This is a genomic window from Sphingobacterium sp. MAE (genome assembly GCF_056711605.1).
Genome location: NZ_CM160044.1, coordinates 3,498,525 through 3,520,203 on the forward strand (window position 1 = coordinate 3,498,525; position 21,679 = coordinate 3,520,203).

General features: G+C 38.1%; 11 protein-coding genes. 2 read left to right on the forward strand and 9 right to left on the reverse strand.

Annotated features, from left to right (window positions below; translation table 11 throughout):
- Positions 1-15 precede the first annotated feature (15 nt).
- The 5 genes from AC06G9_RS15065 to AC06G9_RS15085 form a co-directional block, all read right to left on the reverse strand.
- Entirely contained in the window at positions 16-1,479 is a 1,464-nt protein-coding gene (locus AC06G9_RS15065; protein WP_480956603.1) for an IPT/TIG domain-containing protein, read from the reverse strand.
- An 893-nt stretch (positions 1,480-2,372) separates the two neighbouring features.
- On the reverse strand, positions 2,373-3,470 hold the full coding sequence (locus AC06G9_RS15070; protein ID WP_480956604.1) for a family 43 glycosylhydrolase: 1,098 nt from the start codon (positions 3,468-3,470) through the stop codon (positions 2,373-2,375).
- Positions 3,471-3,703: 233 nt separating this feature from the next.
- Entirely contained in the window at positions 3,704-5,554 is a 1,851-nt protein-coding gene (locus AC06G9_RS15075) for a glycoside hydrolase family 2 protein (protein WP_349681568.1), read from the reverse strand.
- 30 nt (positions 5,555-5,584) lie between these two features.
- Positions 5,585-7,633, reverse strand: coding sequence for a beta-L-arabinofuranosidase domain-containing protein (locus tag AC06G9_RS15080; protein ID WP_248753208.1), 2,049 nt, complete (start codon positions 7,631-7,633; stop codon positions 5,585-5,587).
- A gap of 300 nt (positions 7,634-7,933) precedes the next feature.
- A complete protein-coding gene (locus AC06G9_RS15085) occupies positions 7,934-9,094 on the reverse strand; it encodes an aldose epimerase family protein (protein ID WP_480956605.1) in 1,161 nt (386 codons plus the stop codon).
- Positions 9,095-9,322: 228 nt separating this feature from the next.
- Between AC06G9_RS15085 and AC06G9_RS15090 the strand changes: the two genes are divergently transcribed.
- Positions 9,323-12,481 carry a two-component regulator propeller domain-containing protein gene (locus AC06G9_RS15090; RefSeq protein ID WP_480956606.1) on the forward strand — a complete coding sequence of 1,053 codons (3,159 nt, stop codon included), beginning with the start codon at positions 9,323-9,325 and terminating at the stop codon, positions 12,479-12,481.
- Positions 12,478-13,254, forward strand: a complete 777-nt coding sequence (locus AC06G9_RS15095) for a response regulator transcription factor (protein WP_094772470.1) — start codon at positions 12,478-12,480, stop codon at positions 13,252-13,254. The genes AC06G9_RS15090 and AC06G9_RS15095 overlap by 4 nt, the downstream gene beginning before the upstream one ends.
- Before the next feature lie 98 nt (positions 13,255-13,352).
- Here the strand turns inward: AC06G9_RS15095 and AC06G9_RS15100 are convergent, their stop codons facing one another.
- The 4 genes from AC06G9_RS15100 to AC06G9_RS15115 are packed head-to-tail and all read right to left on the reverse strand — an operon-like array spanning position 13,353 to position 21,667.
- Positions 13,353-15,527: a hypothetical protein gene (locus AC06G9_RS15100; protein WP_480956607.1), complete on the reverse strand. Its 2,175-nt coding sequence runs from the start codon at positions 15,525-15,527 to the stop codon at positions 13,353-13,355.
- Positions 15,528-15,560: 33 nt separating this feature from the next.
- Complete coding sequence (locus AC06G9_RS15105; RefSeq protein WP_346572329.1) at positions 15,561-16,376, reverse strand: DUF3823 domain-containing protein; 816 nt, start codon at positions 16,374-16,376, stop codon at positions 15,561-15,563.
- A gap of 19 nt (positions 16,377-16,395) precedes the next feature.
- Positions 16,396-18,456 (reverse strand): RagB/SusD family nutrient uptake outer membrane protein, encoded by a 2,061-nt coding sequence (locus tag AC06G9_RS15110; RefSeq protein ID WP_281046931.1) that lies wholly within the window; start codon positions 18,454-18,456, stop codon positions 16,396-16,398.
- A gap of 31 nt (positions 18,457-18,487) precedes the next feature.
- Complete coding sequence (locus AC06G9_RS15115) at positions 18,488-21,667, reverse strand: SusC/RagA family TonB-linked outer membrane protein (protein WP_480956608.1); 3,180 nt, start codon at positions 21,665-21,667, stop codon at positions 18,488-18,490.
- Positions 21,668-21,679 lie beyond the last annotated feature (12 nt).

Here is a 21,679-nt window from a genome sequence, read left to right on the forward strand (position 1 = left end):
TATGAAAACCACTGATTATTCGTTAATACTTTGATCCATTTCTTCAAGTGCTATTTTACGTATTCGGCGATTTGATTGATCTCCAATGTAAAATGCACCTTCGGCTTCATTATAAGCGATACCGGAAGGTCTGTCAAAACGTGCTTCCTGCCTCAGATCTCCATCCACATAACCATATGGATTAGCATTTATACTGGAACTGCCTCGTCCTGCAAAAGTGGTCACACTCCCATCTGGTTTCAGGATACGGATAGCATGATTCTGTTGATCTGTAAAATAGAAATCATATTCATCGGTTTTGCCATCAGCGACATATTTTGGATTTTTGACAAAGACTCCCTGATAAGGATTTCTCAGTCGGGCAGATGAACCTACCGCATCTTCATAACCTGCTCCTCTAAGTTGTCCACAAACTAAATACGGTTGATTGAATTGTTTTTTGTCCCAATTGTAATCCACACGAAGAATATAGTGCTGGTTGATGACCACAATGTATGCGTAGTTGCCTGTCGGATGGATCAAAATCTTATATTCCCATTGCGGATCGTGAACGACAAATAACTGTTCAAAATCTTTGACACCGAGTCCTTGATTAAAATATTTATTGAGATCGAAGCGAAAAAATTGTCCCTTCTCGTAGCTATTGAAGTACATTTCTCCATTAACGGGATGAACAGAGGCTCCATTGCACTGCCGATAGGTGGTGAGTACTTCTCTATCCTGCCATTGTCGATCACGCGATAACCTGTACGTCGCACGGTCATTTTCTCCACCACGGTCTTCTGCTATAATCATATATTTATGATCAATCGTAAAATCGATACTACGGGGACGGTCAAAATCTGAACGCTTTTTGGTTACGGTACTATCCTCAAAATTGATCAAGTAAAGTCCATTATTGTTGTCAAATGTCATCCAAAGATGCTTGGGATTGACGGGATCAAATTTCATAAAAGAAGGCTCCCAGAATCCACTCGCCATTTTACTTTGGTCGGCATCTTTAAATTTCCCGTCCCTCCATGGTTCATCACCACGTGAGTTTCGGTACCCTATCACGGTAGACACAACCATTTTGCGTTGATAGTCAAAAGGTTTTGCAGATTTGCCTACAACCTGTTGAGCTGGATCTCCGACCCTGACCTCAATGTCGCCATGAAAGGCTTGTCTTGGAACTAGGCAGTAGAGTGACTTTCCGAGTACACTGATTACTTTTGCCTCTTTTCCGCCAATAAGTACGTGTACATGGGTCGGGTCATTTCCAAAATTTTGCCCATAGATCACGAGTCGTTGCCCCATACCTCCCGATTTAGGACTAAAATCGGATACCACGACAGGTTTAGATGGATCAAAGGGTATGGTCTCGATGACGTTCTTATTATCATCCTTACAGCCCACTAATCCAAAACTAAGGAGTATAAATGCCCATAGCAGAGTGCTGAGGAACCACCTATTGCTTTTAATAAATTGGTTAGTTATCATAAAATATAATTTGGTTAAAATTTATGTTCGAGTTTTGAGGAATGGCCATATCATTTTACTTTCTTCCTAACAAACCCGATGATCGAGGATAAAAACTTATCTTCGTATGATCTGATGAGTGAATAAATCATTCATATAAATGAAAGATGTACTCACTATGGTGTGATATGCTGATATTAAGGTGGTGTCATAAACAATTTTGTTTCATCTTCTTTGGGACGAACGTATGACCGTATCGACAAAGCTCTTTTCCAAGAGGCGTTTAAAATTGATATCTGCATAATTGGTTAATACTATAAAGCTAAATGGTATTAGCTTGTGATGTTAAAAAAAAGACCTGATAACGGCTTCAACTCGACGATTTATAATCTGTTATTTTTGTAATTTCCTTTCAAAAATTAATCTCCTCAAAATCAGATCAGTGTACTGATTCATACTCGTTTTTTACAGCATATGCCTGCGTCCAAAAAAGCGGCATATACATCTATAAAAGTTGCTTCTTGTTCATAACAAATAGCTTACGGCATACATAAATCTCTAAATGGATTTCAGAAGGTTTAATTCTATAATTGATTAATCAAAAATAATCAATGTAATAAAATTGATACTATCAATTTATCTCAATAGTCTGCTTATTAGTATCATACCTGTCCATGAGAGGTAAAACCCTGTATAAAATAAAAATCCATTTCCCTATTATTGAGAAGGAAATGGATGCTGGAAACCCTGAATATTGTCTTTAATCATTCTAGATGAAAGCTAGAGCTTTATTTAATTGAACATAATCAAAACAGGCATTTCATTCATCTGTTTTGAGCACATCGACCATATACATGAGCTTGTTGCTTTTGAAAATCGACGAAGGGGTCATCGATCATGTTGGTTCATACCGATTATAATATCGATTTAAAAAAAGGTGCTGCTCTGGTCATATGGCTACTGGTTTGATTTTCCACTACGGGCCAATCTGCGATCCAGCTGATCTGATCTAAAAGTAAAACTCGCCTATTACCTCCTGAAGAAACTCGACTTTGCTTGGGATCTATACCATGGTACAGCATCCAGTCGATACCGTTGTCATCGGTGATGATCCTTGAATTGTGGCCCGTGCCCACAAAATGGTCATTACCCTGAAGTAATAGTGTGCCAGCACCCCTGTTTTTTAAATCTCGCCCCTCTTTGTCATAATAAGGGCCTTGCAATTTTTTTGAACATCCCACCAGTATATGATAAGTACTCTTAGCGCCTTCACAACAAGAACCTTTTGAACCAAAGAAATAGTAATACCCTTTTCGTTTGTGAATCATAACAGCTTCAAAATCTCCAGCAGCTATCTTAAACTTTTGCTGTAAATCAGAAACATGTAGTCCGTCCTGTGTAAGTGGAATTCCATACGTGCCTTGCGTGTGGGCATCGCTAAAACTTCCCCAGAAAAGATAATTAGTACCCTGATCGGCAAAGAAATGTGGATCTATAGAATTGGGAACCTGAATCTCCTGACTATCGAATAGTTTACCCTGATCTAAGAATGGACCAACGGGTCGATCTGCAACCGCAACACCAATGCCCGGATTGGGGTCTCCCCAAGTGGAAAAGGCATAGTAAAGCAGGTATTTGTTTTTTACCTTGACAACATCAGGGGCCCAGATTCCTCCTGAAGCTTTCCAAGATGGTTTCTGTTGAAAGGCGGTGCCTATCCATTTCCAATGAACTAGATCTTTGGATTGTAGTATAGATACGAGACGTTCTCCGCGTTGATCTCCCCAATTATCTGCGGTGCCATATGCATAGAAATAAGGGGTCTCAGGTTCCTTGATCACCGTTGGATCTGCAAGTATGGGTTCAAATACTGGATTCAGATATGTCGCACCACCCTTGTTCGTAATCTTGCTATCTGTTGAATTTCGTTCCCTATGTCCTAAGCTATTGCATGAAATCGAAAAATAAACAATAACGACTAAACAACGTCCGATAATATTTGCTTGATTCATATGATCCCTGATTTATTTGATGTCTTAAAATACGTGGTCAAAAAAAGAACCTTGCTGCATACAGGTATGCGCAAGGTCCTACAAACCAACCTATCTAAATCTGTTTTACTTTTTTTCCTTGTCTGCTCCTATTTTGATGAAGTACTCACCTAAGATAGCTGTAGATTTAAAATCCACCAACGTATATGAGCATGCTTTAACTGCATAATATTCAGGTGAGTTGAACGATAACACTAACGTTTAAGTACAAAATCATATAGCGGCTTATGAATTGCCTTCAGTTCACTTTCTGGCATTTTCATTACTTTCCGATCATAGGTCATGAGCCCATTTGTTTCCACTTCTACATCTGTGGTCTGTGTATAAACGGCAGCTGATAGTCCCATTGGAATTAAGCGGTTTAAATCATGGATGAGTCTTTTATACCGGTCCAGTAGCTCTGTTTTGTTTTTAAAACTTTGATACCCCCAGTTGTCCTTTTGCTGCCAAGAATGACCTTCTACGGGTAAACCTAAGCCGCCAAATTCTCCTAATGCTAATACTTGGTTGGCTCCAAATAAAGACGGATCGGGCATGGCGGCATCAGGATAATTGTGGATGTCGAGTATATGTCCTGTTTCCATGAAATTGCCACCGCTAGCACTGTTGACCAAACGAGAGGGGTCATTTGCCATGGTCCATTCTGTAATTTCCTTAGTCTTAAATTGTCCCCATGCTTCATTGAAAGGTACCCAGATGACAATACTTGGGAAGTTATGCAACACTTCCATAATCGCTTTCCATTCTTTGCGATAATATTGTTCTGATATTGCTGATCGGGTTTTGTCACGATCACCTCCTGAAATTTTTCCCGGTTGCATATCCCAGTTATTGCCTCCAAGATCACCACTTGGCATATCTTGCCACACCAACATACCAATACTGTCGCAGTGACGGTACCAACGTGCTGGCTCCACCTTAATATGTTTTCGGATCATATTAAATCCCATTTCCTTAGTCTTGACGACATCAAATTTTAACGCTTCATCAGATGGTGCAGTATGCAAGCCGTCTGGCCACCAACCTTGATCCAAAGGTCCATATTGAAATGTAAATTTATTATTAAGCATTAATCGTTGAATACCGTCTTTATCCTTTTGCATCGATATCTTACGCATCGCAAAATAACTTTTTACCTGATCGATCAGCTTACCTTTTCGCAGCAGTTGAATTTCTAGATCATAAAGCTTTGGATTGGAAGGAGACCACGATTCAGCATTTGGAATAGCCATGGTAAACGCCTGGTTGGGTTCACCCGATTGTTCCTGCATAACCCGATTACCATCTAAGGCTTTTACTTTAATCTGGTCACCTGGTTGACTGACGGCCACTAAAGCCTCAAATGTCAAATTTCCTTCATCTAAGTCCGGAGTTTGCTTGGTACTGACGATGTGACTTTGTGGAACACTCTCTAACCAAACCGTTTGCCATATCCCCGTCACTGGGGTGTACCAGATTCCATTGGGATGATTCACCTGTTTTCCGCGCGGTTGAGGGCCATCATCTGTCGGATCCCATACCCGAATAGCAATATCTTGTTTGGTTCCTTTTTTAAGAAATGTAGAAATATCCATCGTAAAGGGATCGAATCCACCTTCATGTCTGCCGACCAATTGTTTATTGACAAATACATCACACTGCCAATCTACCGCACCAAAATGTAATAGAACTTTATTTTTTTGAACCGCTTTATCTAAAGTAATGCTATTGCTATACCACAATGCTTTATCCTTACCTACTTCTTTTCCTACACCAGACAACGCTGATTCAACGGCAAAAGGCACCAAGATATCACCTTCCCATTGGGTTGGAATTTCCGTGGCACCAACAGCTGTGATGGCATACTTCCAAAGTCCATTTAGATTTTGCCAATTGTTTGAGCGCACAAGCTGTGGTCTTGGATATTCGGGATGAGGTTTTTGAACATTCACTTGTTCTCCCCAAGAAGTTAAAATACGCGAACCTGCAGGTTTCCAATCTTGTGCAAAGTTCATCTGTACGGTCATCAATAAGCTTGCAAATAATAAGGTTTTCTTCATCATCATAAAGGTGTAATCATTAAAATCTATCTATTACTATTTTACAGTTGGAAAAGCTGCGATCCGTAATCGTGCTGCTCCCATTGGAATCAATTCCACTTCCTGTATTTTTGTTTCGGTACTTACTGGACTGAGAGGCAACACAGCAGTCAGTCCATGCGCATCGATCTTCCATTCGGGTATTATCTTCGCTTTCACCAGAATTGAAATGGGTACAGCATGGGCTTCAAAGGGAAATCCATCTTTTGGCCATGCTTTTTTTACAACTTTTAATTGCTTTAAATCTGTCAATTGCTCGGGTACTAACCCATAGTTCCAATCGCTCTGCGGAAGTATTTCAAAAGAAGGCCATTTGGACGGATCAGCAGTCTCTTGCCATTTGGAATCCCCTATAGCCGATTGCTTACTGTCTTTCTGTATATAATTTTCTTTTATTTTCAAAGCGTAGGTCAACGGTCCTCGATTGATACTGACCGAGTTTTTATTTGCAGCCCATTGTTTAACTTGGATTTCCATAGGCAAGACCAACTCCATCAGATCACCATCTTTCCACATACGATCTACTTTGATATACTTTCCATTGCCGACGATATCAGTAGTTTTACCATTGATTTTAAGCTTCATATCTTTTGTCCAGGCAGGAATGCGCAGATAAAAGGGAAACTCTACTTGCTTGGACGTTGTTGTTATTTTAAATGAAATCGTCTCGTCGAATGGATAATTGGTTTCTTGCTGAATATGTACACGTTGATTATTAGCGACTTTCACGTCTGCTTTGGATGCTGCATAAAGCACTGCTGCGACCCCATTATCATTTGTGCCCATATATAGGTGTTCGGCATAGTAGGGCCAACCTTGGCTATGATTATGCTGGCAACATCTGGAACTAAAGGGATTCATCATCAAAAATGGTCCACTATTATCAATCCCCGGAGCATGGTTGCGACTATCGCTCAAACTCATATTGGGACTTGTAATATAACGTAATGCCTTAAAATCTGCGGTTACTGCTGCAGGATAGGTGTTGAATGCGACATCTTCTGCGTGATCTGCCCAAAAAGGATCTCCAGTGATACCTAGTAAAATTTCATTGGAAGCCATCTGCTCGACCATCCCACAGGTTTCGACTCCTTGTCGTGGATCGGTATAACCTGGACGGGCATTTTCATCCGCTCCAAACATACCACCAGGTACCTGCCCAAACACCTGTCTGACAAAATGAAAATTGTCGTAGGTAGCTTTCAAATCATCTGGAGATTGACTTTTTAAATAATAAGTTGCTGGCTCACGAAAACATTGTGCAACATTCACATTATGCCAATTGGGTAAATCATTCATCTGTTTCCAATTTGCGGTATTGCGGTGAATTTTATCAGCCAATTGCATCAGCCATTCATTTCCTTGGGTGCGATTGTATAACCAGTATACGGACAGCAAATTGTCTCCGCCACGGCTATTCTCCCAATAATCCTTTAAAAAGAAGCTATCTGGAAGTTGCAGCTGCCATTTGAAATATTTGGTCATCAGATCGAGTACCCGAGGATCAGGACTGTATTCATAATAAGATTGTAGGCACCAAAGCATGATCATATTGCCCCATAAATCGGGCTTATTGTTCCTTAGGATCAAAGGACCAAAGTAGCCATCGGGACGCTGACTTTGAATAGCGCCTTCTAACCAAATTTTAGATTCAGCCAAAATTTTAGGATCTTTTAAGATATAGCCCAGATGCGCATACCCTTTTAACCAATAGGGAACTTCTTCCCATCCAAAATCACCTTTGCCATCGGGACTCAACCAGGCATTATTTTTCTTGGACAACCAAGCACTGATCTCTCCTAAATGCCCTGTCAATCCCTCTTTTTGCAATGCTAAATATTTACCCAGCCAACCCATAGGAACAATATTACCTACAGGAATTTTGAGTAGTACATTTTGCTTTAGTGGTAACCTATTATTGATATAATTGCTGTTTTTCCCGTTTACAGGCAACTGTTCAACAACTGCAACAGATCCTTTTTGAGCGGATGTCGAAATCCAAATACATACTGAAAAAACTAAAAAAACTATTTTTTTTGTGATCATAACAAGTTTAATTTTGGAACCAACAACTCGTTTTTAAGTTATTCTATGTTCCTACTCCACACATTTTTAATACTGGTATATGAGTGATAATAATGGACCTCTTATAAGGTTACTGTGTTTAATTACTGGTTATCCAAATTTAAGATTTAACAGGGCAATTTAGCTTGCTTATCTTCTCAATAATGTGCGTATTTGTATCATTTGCTGATATCAGGTAAAACCTTTTCCAATGAATACCTGAAAAAGCACTTTCCTTTATAGGAAAAGTGTTTGGTTCGATGATTGAAAAAACAGCGCTCATCACTGAACGGAAAATCGATACAGCGATTTTGTCTTATAGATCTGACCGGGAAGTAACACTGTTGAAGGAAAATTAGGTTGATTGGGGGAATCTGGAAAATGTTGTGGCTCTAAACAAAATGCCGTTCTGAACGAGTCTTTTTTACCATTTTTCAATTGTACTTTTTCATTCATAAAATTGCCACTATAAAATTGAATTCCTGGTTCTTCGGTCAAAATATCCATCACAATTCCGGATTGATCGCCTACCACTTGAGCTGCCTTATACCACTCTCCTTCTTTTTGTTTATTTAAAACAAAATTATGATCATATCCCTTTCCATAAGACAGCTGGCGATCATGAGCATTCATATCTCGACCAATTGCTTTTTTGACGGTAAAGTCAAAAGGTGTTCCGATTACTTTCTCCAGTTTTCCTGTTGGAATCAACGTGCTATCAACGGGTGTAAATTCATCAGCATATAGTTTAATCTGATGATTTAATATGGAGCCACTACCTTCTCCATTTAAGTTAAAATATGCATGATTGGTGAGGTTTATTACTGTTTTCTTATCCGACTGTGCCTGATAAGCAATAGTCAATTCATTTTGTTCATTTAGAGCGTAGGTTACTTGCATCGCTATATTTCCAGGAAATCCTTCTGATCGATCTGGTAAAGTATAGGCAAATGTGATCGATGAATCATTTTTAGCTTTTACTGTCCAATTGGCAAAATGAACGCCATTAAAACCGCCGTGTAAAGTATTGACACCATTGTTAACGGCTAATTGGTAAGCATGTCCATCCAATTGAAACGTTCCTTTTGCGATCCGGTTTCCAAATGGACCGACAATTGTTCCAAAATACGGTTCGGCCGGGTTATGATAATCACTTGCTTTTGCAAAACCTAAAACGACATCCCGCAAATTACCCTGTTTATCCGGTACCCAAAGACCGACAATACGGGCTCCAAAATTGGTCAAATAGGCCTGCACTCCCTGTTTATTTTTCAATTCAAATAAATGCACCTCTTGATCATTTATTTTCCCTGCAAATGCGTTGCTATCCATGTGCATAGTCATCGCGGGTTCATCCTTAGCCTTAGTGGCATTCTTTTGCTGACACCCTACTACAACAAAAAGGATACTGACCATACCGATATACTTTATTTTTATCTTCATATTTACTTTATTTTGATGGCTTGATTAAGGTTTATAATGGGAATACTATTGATCAAGTTAAGCGATTTAGTTGATCAATAAATGAAATAATTGTATATAAAAGTTATGATTTACTTTTATATTTTTTATCTTCATCTTTGCAAGTACTAAAATCCTAAATTTAGAAAATATTGATCATCGAAATCGTTTCATAATGTTGCTGTTTTGTGTCAATTACCAATTATAGACATGATAAAAATTAAACTGTTGCTTCTTTATTTGGCCTATCTTTTATTTTGTACGAATACCTATGCTCAACCTTATTATTTCAATCATTACCAAATAAATGAAGGATTGTCTAATAATGCGGTGATCTGCAGTATGCAAGATAGTTATGGATTTTTATGGTTTGGTACTAAAGATGGCTTAAATCGTTTTGATGGAAATAGCTTTAAACAGTTTACCTCATCCCAGCAAAATCCACATAGTCTTGGGAGCAATTCAATTATTTCTCTCAAAGAAGATGATCAAAAGAACATGTGGATCGGTACGGATCAAGGAATTTATTCTTATGATCCGATTTATGAAAGATTTAAAATATTGGATGAGAAATTTCGAAGTACGGAAGTCCCGGTGATCACCACTGATCGTAAGCACAGACTATGGTTTATTTCCAATGGTATGTTATATGTGCATAACCTCGTGAACAAGAAAACAAAACAAATCACCTATTCAGATCTATACATCACCTCGATATGCAGCACAGGTACAGGAAAATTATACTTTGGCACTCCGGAAGGCGTGATCTATGAAGTTGATGAACGGGACAAACTTCATATACTTCTAGACTTTACCAGTACATTTGAAAAGAAAGATTGGTATAGCATCGAGAAAATCGTCGAAACAAAAACCGGAGAATTATTGATCGGAACTTCAAAAGCAGGTGTTTTTTTATATGATGGAAAACAAAAAAACATCACGTCTATACTAGGTCATAAGCAATTGAAACAATTTTTGTATGTGCGCGATATTATACAACCAAATGATCATGAATATTGGTTTGCCACCGAATCTGGATTATTTATCTATCAAATAGCGACTCAAACATTCCTAAATTTACGAAAGGAAAAGCATAATCAATGGGGGATTTCTGATGATGCGATCTATAATATACTTCAAGACAAAGATAAAGGGATATGGCTAGGTACTTATTTTGGTGGTCTCAATTATTATCATGCACATAATAGTATCATTGAGAAAATTTTACCTGGTGATCAACCATCAAACCTGCAAGGATCTGTTGTACGAGCGATAAAAAAAGACAAACAGGGAAATATTTGGATGGGTACTGAAAACGGAGGAATCTCAAAATGGGATCTTTCAACCCATACGATCCAAAATTTCACCAGTCAAAATAGTGCATTGGCGAATAATAATATTCATGGACTACTACCAATTAAAGATCAATTATTAATTGGCGCTTTTGTCAATGGTCTTGATATATTTGATCTAAAAAGATTACAGGTTACTCACCATTTAGATCGAAATAGTTATCGAAATTCTGAACTTGAAAGTAATTTTATATTTCATCTTTATCAAACAAAAAATGGTGATATTTTAGCCGCTTCGACACGTGGCCTCTACCGGTTTGACTTGGATACCAAGCAATTTTTCTTAATCAAAAATGTACCTGCTTATATTTTTTATACATGTATATTGGAAGATTTTGAAGGTAATATTTGGATTGGAACTTGGCGTGATGGTTTATTTTGCTATAAACCGAAGACCAAATACTTTAAACATTATACGCATCAAAGCAATAACCCCAAAGCACTACCGAACAATCGGATCAATAGTTTATTTGAAGATTCCAACAAGCAGCTTTGGATCGCTACAGAGGGTGGAGTGGCCAAGAAAGAAATCCATAACAATGGATTTAAATGCATCAATATGCAAAATGGAATGCCCAGCAATGTTATCTTATCATTTTTGGAAGATAACCAAAACAATATGTGGATCGCGACTTCAAAAGGATTGGTTAGATATAATCCCAAAAATCAAAAAATAAGAACTTATAATATGGAGTCTGGTTTACCAACGCTTCAATTCAATTACAATTCATCGTTCGATGATGAAAATGGAAACTTCTATTTTGGCTCCATCAATGGTTTGATTCGATTTAGACCAGAGCGGCTCAATGCCATCAATTATTCCACAACAACTCCTATTTTTATTACAGATCTTACGGTCAATAATCGAGAAGTAAACCAGACAGATGATTCTACGATTCTGAAAAAATCAATTTTATTTACAGAAAATATTCAGCTGAAGCACGACGAATCTTCGTTTAGCCTCGATTTTGCAGCTCTACATTACCAGGCTCCGCACTCTATAAGCTACAGCTATAAAATGGAGGGAGTAGATGACAAATGGAATCATATCAAAGGGAATCCACGCGCATATTTTACCAAACTGGCGCCAGGAAAATATACGTTTATGATTAAAGCTGAAGATCCCAATGGGCTAGCAATTCCACAACTTAAAACGTTAAAAATAGAAATATTGCCGCCCATCTGGGCAAGCCTACCTGCATATTTCATATATGGACTTATTATCATTGGACTGGTCGCTTTTATCATCCATCATTTTAATGAAAAAATAAAACAGCGCAACAGGCAACATATCTTGACCATACAAAATCTTAGAGATCATGAATTGTATCGATCTAAAATCAATTTTTATACCGATGTTGCCCATGAAATTCGAACACCCTTAACGCTGATCAAAGCACCATTGGAAAAATTAATGGATAAAGTGGACCGCAATCCTGCGATAGATAAACTGTTGCAGACGATGGAAAATAATACGAATAAGCTAATCGATCTGAGCAATCAATTATTGGATTTCAGAAAAGTAGAGGCTGAAGGATTTAAATTAAACTTTGATTCACAACATGTCAGTCTCATTTTACAGGAAATCATCAATAACTTTTTGATCACCTTGATCGCCCAAAACCGGGTCCTTAATCAGGATATTGATCCAAATATCACGGCTTTCATTGATCGGGATGCTTTCGAGAAAATTTGTTATAATCTGCTTAACAATGCATTAAAATATGCGGATCGACACATCACAATTTGTTTGAAAAGTGATCCATACAAAAATGCATTTATACTGACTATCAAGAATGATGGTCCGATTATTCCTACTGCAGATCAAGATCACATTTTTGAACCTTTTAATCGCGTAAAGCGAAGTAAAAGCATTTCTGGAAGTGGACTGGGACTTGCCCTAACAAAATCACTCACCTTAAAACATCAAGGTACAATAGTCTATCACACGGACGAATCTTGCCTCAACATATTTGTATTAACGATACCTTTAAATCAAAGCTCAATATCATCATGAAAAATGCAAAAGCCAATATCTTATTAATCGACGATCATCAAGAATTGCTGGAATTTATTGCGGATGATCTCTGTGAAGAATACCATGTTCAAACCAGCAACAATGGTGTAGAAGCCTTGAAACTGATGGAATCGGATAATTTTGATTTAATTATTAGCGATGTGATGATGCCGGAAATGGATGGATATGAATTGTGTCAACATATCAAAGAAAATATGGCATACTCGCATATTCCGGTCATCTTACTGACGGCGAAAAACAGCATCGAATCGAAAATACAAGGCTTGGAGTTTGGTGCTGATGCTTACATTGAAAAGCCATTTTCGCCTGCTTTTCTAAAGGCTCAAATCGCTAGTCTGCTAAAAAATAGGCTTAAAGTAAAAGCTTTTTTCGTGAGTAATCCGCTATCACAGATACAAAGTATCGGACAAAATCCAAGTGATCAGGAATTTCTACAGAAAGTGGATGATATTATTCAGCTTCACTTGGAGGATCCGAAATTCAATGTGGACCGCATGGCCGATATCTTGTGTATGAGCAGACCAACACTCTATCGAAAAATCAATGTTGTTTCGAGCCTATCTCCTAATGAATTAATTAACCTGACCCGGCTGCGAAAAGCCGCAGAATTGCTAGCACAACGAAAATTCAAAATCTATGAAATCTCCAATTTACTGGGTTACAGCTCTGCCACTCATTTTTCACGTAACTTTCAAAAGCAATTTGGAGTAAGTCCATCTGAATTCTTAGATCAGCAAAAACTGCATTCTTAACCAAACACAAAAAAGACCTCATGTGAAACGCATGAGGTCTTCGAAAAATAATCTTTAGCTTTTAATCAAAAGCAACGGAGTGCTCTATTCGTTAAAAACTACCATTTAATGGCTACAGCTACTCCTTGAGGATCATTTTCAAATCCGAGCAAATATGTTTTCGTTTTTTGATCCCAATTCAATTCAGTAAATACTTCTTGCTGATTGACGAGAATGCTTTTTGGCTTTCTAGGTAATAATATACGTGAAATATGAGTGGTCTGAATAGGACTTTTAGCAATAAAAGAATAATGATATGCATCTATCTTCTCATCATATATTCTACTAGCTGCTGCTAGCACCTGAGGCTTCTGCTTATCTTGGATACGATCTAGATTTAAAAAGAAACATTGCTCTCCAGCTTGTACATCCCGACTGGTATAAATGGGTAACTTAGGGTCAAAAAGATCTATTAAATTTCCCTTGATCTGATAGGGTTTAGCATCGACACTTTCATCTAAAACTGCAATTAAATCATACACACCACGGGTGAGAAAAAAGTTATTCTTAAATTGTAATTTTCCACCCTTAGCTTTTGTTTCGTATAAATCTTTGACTACAGCTAGCAATTGCTCTGTATTATTCGGTTTTAATACATAATCTTTTGGGTCTGTTCGTAAAATATGCACCGAACCTTGGCCATAGTTATATCTTCCCTCCTTTGCGGCTCCCTCAATATTCATTTTTTCAAACAAATGATCTGCCGGGCTCGTATAATGATTGCCTTCCGTATTCCACCACTCTTGAACAGTCTGGAAAGGATCAAGATCAGTACCACTATATACCAGCACACCACCCGATTTTACCCAATCGGCCAAATGCTGATGTGCTTCGGGGCTTAAGGGCTTCATATTAGCATAGGACATCAATAGAACCTTGGTGTCTGTTAAAGCTTCTTTGAAACTTAAATTTTCAATATGAACTGTTTTTACAGGAACTCCCCTTTTTAGAAATGGCAGTGCCAGGCCATAAAAATTAGCTAACTGTGGATCGTCATATCCTGCATGTGTTGGAAAGCGCTGAAACATGAGCGAGTTTGCCAATAAAATACTGATTCCTGAAGAGCCAGAAACTTGGTTTTTAGATTTTGGCATCTGATTCAAGGTATTGATCATCACTTGCATCTGCGTAGCATAATCTTTTGGAATTTTAGCTTTGGTATCACTATTCATGCTGGTTTTATATAAACCTTCATAGATCCTTTCAGGCCAAGGCATGACTTCATAATCTGCAATATTCGGATATAACAATTGTGCCGTAAAAGTCGCTTGATAATTTTTCTTATAATCGACCCAATCTCTTGGCCAATCTTCTATGGGATCGGTCAAGAAAAACATCTTACGGCCAGTTGGTGCAGTCATGGACTCCATTGATCCATATTCTAAAAATGCGGTTTCGAAAACACGCTCCTTCACAACGCCGTTAAAATAATTTGGTTCACGAGAGGTTCCGGTCCAGACTTGTGCGATATAACCGTCAACAACGGGCAACGAAGCTAAACTTGCTTCAGGACTTACAATCATCCACTGCGAATAGTTAATTAAAGAATGTGTCGGCACATAACATTTAACATCCATTCCTTTTGATTTCCCATACGCTTTAGCATACGTAAATACTTCATTTAGGGCATTGAAATACAACCAATACTTCAATTTATTGGCCAGGTAAGTATTTTCCGGAGACTCATGTTGTGGCCTCCACTCAAAACCATAATATTTTTTCCATTCACGTTTAAATGATTCACTGTACCCCGCTCTAGCCCAAAATTCGGGTTCCTCCATAAAAATAGCGTCAATACCTGCATCAATAACGCGCTTGACATGCATTTCCTTAATATATTTTAGATAATTATCCGTTGGAACGATATAAGGTACCATATGTCCATGCCATATGGTATCTCCTTTTACGTCAACTTGGCCTTCATCAAGATGCATCTTTCCATCCCACTTACCCGTAAAATAGTCCTGATATTCGCCCCAAGCAATACCTGTCATAAAGTGCGTAATATATCCCTTGTCCTGCCAGGTTTTTACTCTTTCTTCAAAAGGAATTCTTTTGGATTTATCCGATGGATTTCCTCCTGTACCATAGATCATGACGGCATCTGCTCTATTATCAATCGTTGGACGCCACTCCCTTGAACTTTGAAAAGTAGTTTTTACTGGATCTTTTACTTGGGCAGTAACCGAAACCGAAGCCGCTAACAAAGCTATTAATATGCTCGTTTTTTTCATATTGAATACATATAAGTATTGTTAAATCCGTCCTTATTGCGGAATATCGACTCTTTTTGCTTCGTTATAATTCCATCGTCTTGTACCACTTCCTCTGGGTGTATCATAATTAATTCGAGAAGCTCCTCGTACAAACACGGTACGTCCAGCTGGGATTTCTCCTACTGACTCCAGTTTAATGATTTGTCCAAGTAATGGATCAAAATTACGTCCGCTATATTCGATCTTACTTGACCAACGCTCATCGCGAGCACGATAACCAACAGTAGAAGAATAACTCACAAAAAATTGAACATCCGTAATATTGAAAAAATCAGCACTATAGTTACCTAAAGGTTCGATCTTATCTTTAAAAAATTGCTCATTGATACCGCGTGTTACACGAATCTGAGCACTAATTTTCCCGTTACTGACAACAGGTTCTCCTACCCACTCGATCTTCAAGAATGGATGTACTTCCATCTTGACTTCGTGTGTACCATTCAACTCCATATTCTTACTATCATCCGATAAGATGGTATTATTCACATCCTTGCGAACTAAAGGTATAAATGGACCATCTACTGTTATATTATAATTACCTTTGAACAACTTGGTATGTTGAAAGGTACCATCAGGCATACAATAAAAATCTGGATTGTGTTCGACATTGTCACCCCAGCTTAGCTCGGTCAATCGAACGCGAATACCCTCACTGCCTTGATCGGTCAATACACTTTCTCCCGTTTGGGCATCGACAACTTCGCCTTTTAATGTCACTGCCGGAATCTCATAATTGTCTTCCTTAAACAGATTGCATGAGCTTAATAAAAGCAACATACCTACTATACTAAAAAATCTATTTTTCATCTTTCTGTTATTTTTAATATTAGCGATTTGGCTGTTGATCGATGACAGCACTTTTTGCGACCTCTCCTCCAGGAATCTCAAAATAATAATCCAATGGGGTGTAAGAAAATGTTTTGGTACTTACCCACTGAAACCTAGCATCAAAGAAATACTTACCTGATGCTGTTGAGAAAAAGGGATAAAGTCCTCTAAAACGGAAATTCTCATTATTACTATATTGATTTTTGTCTTTAGTTTCACCCCAAAAATCGTCTCTCCCTTCATAATGTAAAACTCTCCATCGACGTAAATCCCATTTCGCTTTATGTTCAAATGCTAACTCTTTACGTCGTTCTTTTCGCACGATGTTTCGTCCATTATTATTTCCGACAATAGAAGTCGTCAACAATTTTGCTCCTGCACGTTCGCGAATTTCATTTACCGCAGATGTTGCCACTTGCAAGAAATCACTTCCATCAGGTGCTGTTGCTCCAAGCATATTTAATTCTACCGCAGCCTCTGCTGCATTTAATAATATTTCAGCATAACGCATCAAAATAAAAGGTTGATCAGATTTTCCCTCACCAATTTCTTTGGACAAATTGGTATTTAACCATTTGCGTATATAAAATCCAGTAAGCGTAGCTTCACCATTATCATAAAATGGACCATTTGCCCCAGCCGCAGGCATGCGCTGTCCCTGATATTCAACAGTCTCTTGACCACCACCATCTCTTGGACTCAAATACAATGTTTTAGGATTTGCGGTATAGGCACTGAGTTGCTGATAACGGGTATCTGCAGTAGCATACGTATAATTATTAAATAATGGTTTTATTGGAAGCTGACCCGTGTAAATTCCTGCACGAACTTCTATCGACTTTCCTCTAAATATATCATTTGGAAAAATGACATAAGCTCTTAAACGAGGTTCTGCATTCTTAAACAAATCCATCGGTTTGTCATACAGCAAATAATCACCCTCAGCATTCGTATTTCCTGAAGTCACTTTTAAAGTACCATTCGGATATTTGTCAAAACCGTCGAAAAGCTCTAAAAAATCTACTGTAGGACAGGTTCCTGCTGATAATGGCGATCGAAATATAAACGGAGAACTGAAAGCATCAAAACTATGTGTGGTTGTCGGAAAAAGATATTCTTTGACATAAATATTTTCAGGACTACTCAGATCACTAAACATATCGACCATATTTTGATACTGTGCTTCTGCATCATTCGCTTGCCACTTTTTCTTATAGAGTGCATAACCTCCCTCTGCCATAACCGTTCGTGCTGCCTGATAAGCCTCTAAAAAATATTTTTGAGAAGCGGCTTTCCAATTTGAAGGATCAAAACCAATAACACGCACTCCAGTTTTTTGTCCGAGTCCTGTTAATCTTCCAGATACAGTTTCATTATATTTCGCGACACTTCCAGCATATAGCATCGCCTCAGATTTAAAAGCCAAAGCCACATATTTATTGGAATATCCAGATTTCAAGCTTTTAGGCAACATGAGCTGAATAGCTTCGTTATAATCTTTCAGAATTTGATTCCAAGTATCTTCTTCACTCGATCTTGCCACTTCAAGATCGGCAGATGAAGCAGGATATTGAATAACCTTAGTGACCAAAGGTATACCACCAAATCTGCGTGCCATAGCATAAAAAGCAGTTGCTCGTACATAATAAGCTTCACCCAAATAATGATTATAGATTTCTTGTGAAAATTTATCTTTATAATTAGGCAAAGTCTCAATCAGATGATTGGCATCGCGTATCAATTCAAAAGCCCTACCCCAGTACGGTGTTCTTTCTCCCGTAAAAGATCGGGTGATTCCATCCCTATTGACAGCCTCTCCAGTACCTTCAATTCCATTAGAAGCTAACCAGCCATTAAATTCAATACCCCATTCGGCCATATATTTAAAATCTTCGAAAGGCATTAAACTATACATCCTAGCCATGTAGATATCCATCCCAGCGGGAGTAGTCAATAGATCCTCATCAGTAACAATATTTTTTGGTGTAATGTCCAAATCGGTACAACCAGCAAGACCTAACGATCCAAAAAGAGATAATATGATCAATATTTTTTTCATGTGATTTAAATTTTTATACATCATTAACCGATTAAAATGTAAGGGATAGACCTAAAGAATAGGTTTTATTGAGCGGGTACATCCGACCTAAATCATCATCTGGATGCTCTGGATCAACAAACTTAACACCCGTGATCGTAAACAAGTTATAAGCATTAGCAAATAGACGTAAGCGCATATTGGAAGATGGTCTTAAATTGGAAATAGTATAGCCCAATTCAATACTTTTCAAACGCAAATAAGCTGTACTCACACGATTGAATGATGAGTTTGATTTTGGATATCTACCGGTGTAACCGTAGTAACCCTTTACCCATTCGATACTTGGATCGTAAGGATCTGCCGTTGGATCTAGGGGGTGCCAACGATCCACGTATTGCTCCAGAGTTCCGCCGCCATTTGTTCCCCAAATCGAATACAAAGGCTCTTTATATTCCATTGATCCTAATGCAGATCCTTGCAACAATACATTTAAATCAAAATTCTTATAGGCTGTTTCTACATTTAAACTATAATTTAACCAAGGAGTTTGATCCAAAGCAAATGGATGTTCATCCAAGCCACTAATTTCACCATCCCCATTCCAATCTAAATACTTATAATCACCAGGCAATAGATCACGTTCTTTATAAATCGGATAATTGCGGATATCATCCCAATTCTCATAGCGTCCAGCACCTTCATATCCAAACTGAAATCCTTGATAACGTTGATTTAAGTTATCATTTCTCCAACGATCATATGAATTTTTATAGGGCCCATTTTGCACAGCGGTCAAATACTTATTTCGAGTAATGGTTGCTATGGCACGAAGGTTATAAGAAAAATCATTAATTTTATTACGGTGTTTCAACTCGAGTTCTAATCCGAAATGACGATCACTATTTACATTTTCTAAAGGTGCTGTGGTTCCAATGACAGTCGGAAATTCACTGTTACGACGCTGGAATAAACCAGAACGTACCCGATCGAAATAATCTAATGTAAAGCCGAACAAGCCATTCCAACCTTCGAAATCTACACCAACATTAAACGATTTAGCTTTATACCACGTAATAAGCTCATTGGCAATAGCTTTACGATTTACTCCTGTAATAAATTTATCTCCAAATAAGTAACCTGGTGCATATTGATTGTTATAACCATTCTCGGCATTTCCACTTGTCGCAGGATAGATATAACCAGGAATCCAACCAAAATCCCAAGAGCTTGACAAATCATCTCCAAGCACACCATAGCTTGCTCTTACTTTCAATTGATCGACAAATGAAAGTGCTTTAATAGATTTAAAGAATGGTTCTTCTGATATTCGCCAAGCAGCAGAAGCTGATGGGAAAAATCCCCATTGATGCCCTTTTGCAAATCGCGATGAGCCATCATATCGAAATTGAAATTCTGCAATATAACGACCTCCGAAATCATAATTAACTCTTCCAATTAAGGCCGATTTTGCCTCATCATAATAGTCGGTCAATCCGCCATACATCGATGTCATCTGGCCATCTTCCACTCCTGCTAATAATTGATCTGAACCGAATGCTAAATTCTTAACACCATAAAAATTGTCTCCATTATTCTTTTGTGTTTCCCAACCTACTAATCCCGCAATTTTATGCTTTTCCGAAAAGGTACGGTCATAATTCACGATAAATTGTGTCAATAGCTGCTGTTTATCAAAAAACTCTCTTTTCATCTGATTAGGACTACTGAGGTTATATAATTTTTGATTGTAGGTATTTGTAGCCGCATTATAGGCATATTGGTAATATTCTTTTCTAAAGATCGCATTGTTATCCACGCGATAATCATAACCAATTAATGCTTTAGCTGAGAATCCGGTAAGAGCTTGCGATAAATTACTGAAGTCATAATGTAATGCTGCAGAGGATTGAAATGTCTTCTTTTTATATTTACGATATCCAGATACATCGGAGTCGATCATCGCTAATGTATTTTGTTCCAAATCAAGCCCCTCATAATTCAATCTAGTATTCTCAGGATCTGCATAAGCTGGAAATAAAACACCCTGTTTCCAATAGTTCCGAATAATATCGACAGAACTTGTGTATGGATTATTCTGTTGATCGGCCATACCACTTAGATTTAATTCTAACTTCAGTCCTTTAGCTAATTCTGCGCTGATATTGGCCCGTAAATTATACTTATCATAATTGAGATCACCCGATTTAAAAAAGCCTTCTTGGTAGGAATAGCCCCCTCCAATATAATACTGTATTTTACTGCTTCCTCCAGAAAAATTAATATCATGTTGTGTCTGTGGTGAAAATTTGGAGAAGATCAGTGAAGTCCAGTCTGTGGCACGGCGGGTACCATTTCGAAAGTCTTCAAAATCTTTTTCCGTATAAATTAGACTTCCCCCATTGATGTTGTTCATCGACTTTTCGTTATAGATCGTCATGGCATCAGATGCATTTGCTAAAAAAGGCATTCCAGAAGGCTTTTGGAAGGTAAATGAACCGTTATAACCGATAGATACTTTGCCTTCTTTTCCCTTTTTTGTCGTAACTAAAACGACACCATTTGCCGACCGTACACCATAGATTGCCGCAGATCCATCTTTCAAAACCGAAACTTCTTCAATATCACTAGGATTTAGACGCTGAAAATCTTCGGAAGTACGGGGAACTCCATCAATAATTACCAAAGGCGCCCCCATACCACGGATATCAAAATTGGCTTTAAATGCACCTGGTTCGGCACTTTTTTGCCAAACACGCACACCAGCAATACGACCAGCAAGCATATTTTGTGGGTTTTCATTTTTAGTCTGTCGCATTTCAGACCCTTTTACACCAGCAACAGCTCCGGTTAACGTCATCTTTTTCTGTGTCCCGTAACCGACGACCACAACTGTTTCCAATTCAGTTTCATCGGTCATCAAGATGACATTAATGGTCTTTCTTGCCCCAATAACTTCTTCTTTGGACTCATAACCAATGAACTTAAATAATAGAGAAGCTCCATCAGTAACCTGTATGGAATAACTGCCGTCCTCATTGGTCGCTGTTTCTGTTTTTACAGTTGCTCCTTGTACACTAACCAGAACACCAGCTAGTGGTTGATTGCTGCTATTCAGCACCTTTCCTGTGATAGATGCTTGCTGTGCCCAACCTGTTATAGGAACACAAAGTGTGAGCAACAGTAGTAAAAACCCTATAGCCCCCCCAATTTTAAATGTTTTTATCATCATAGTCTTATTTAG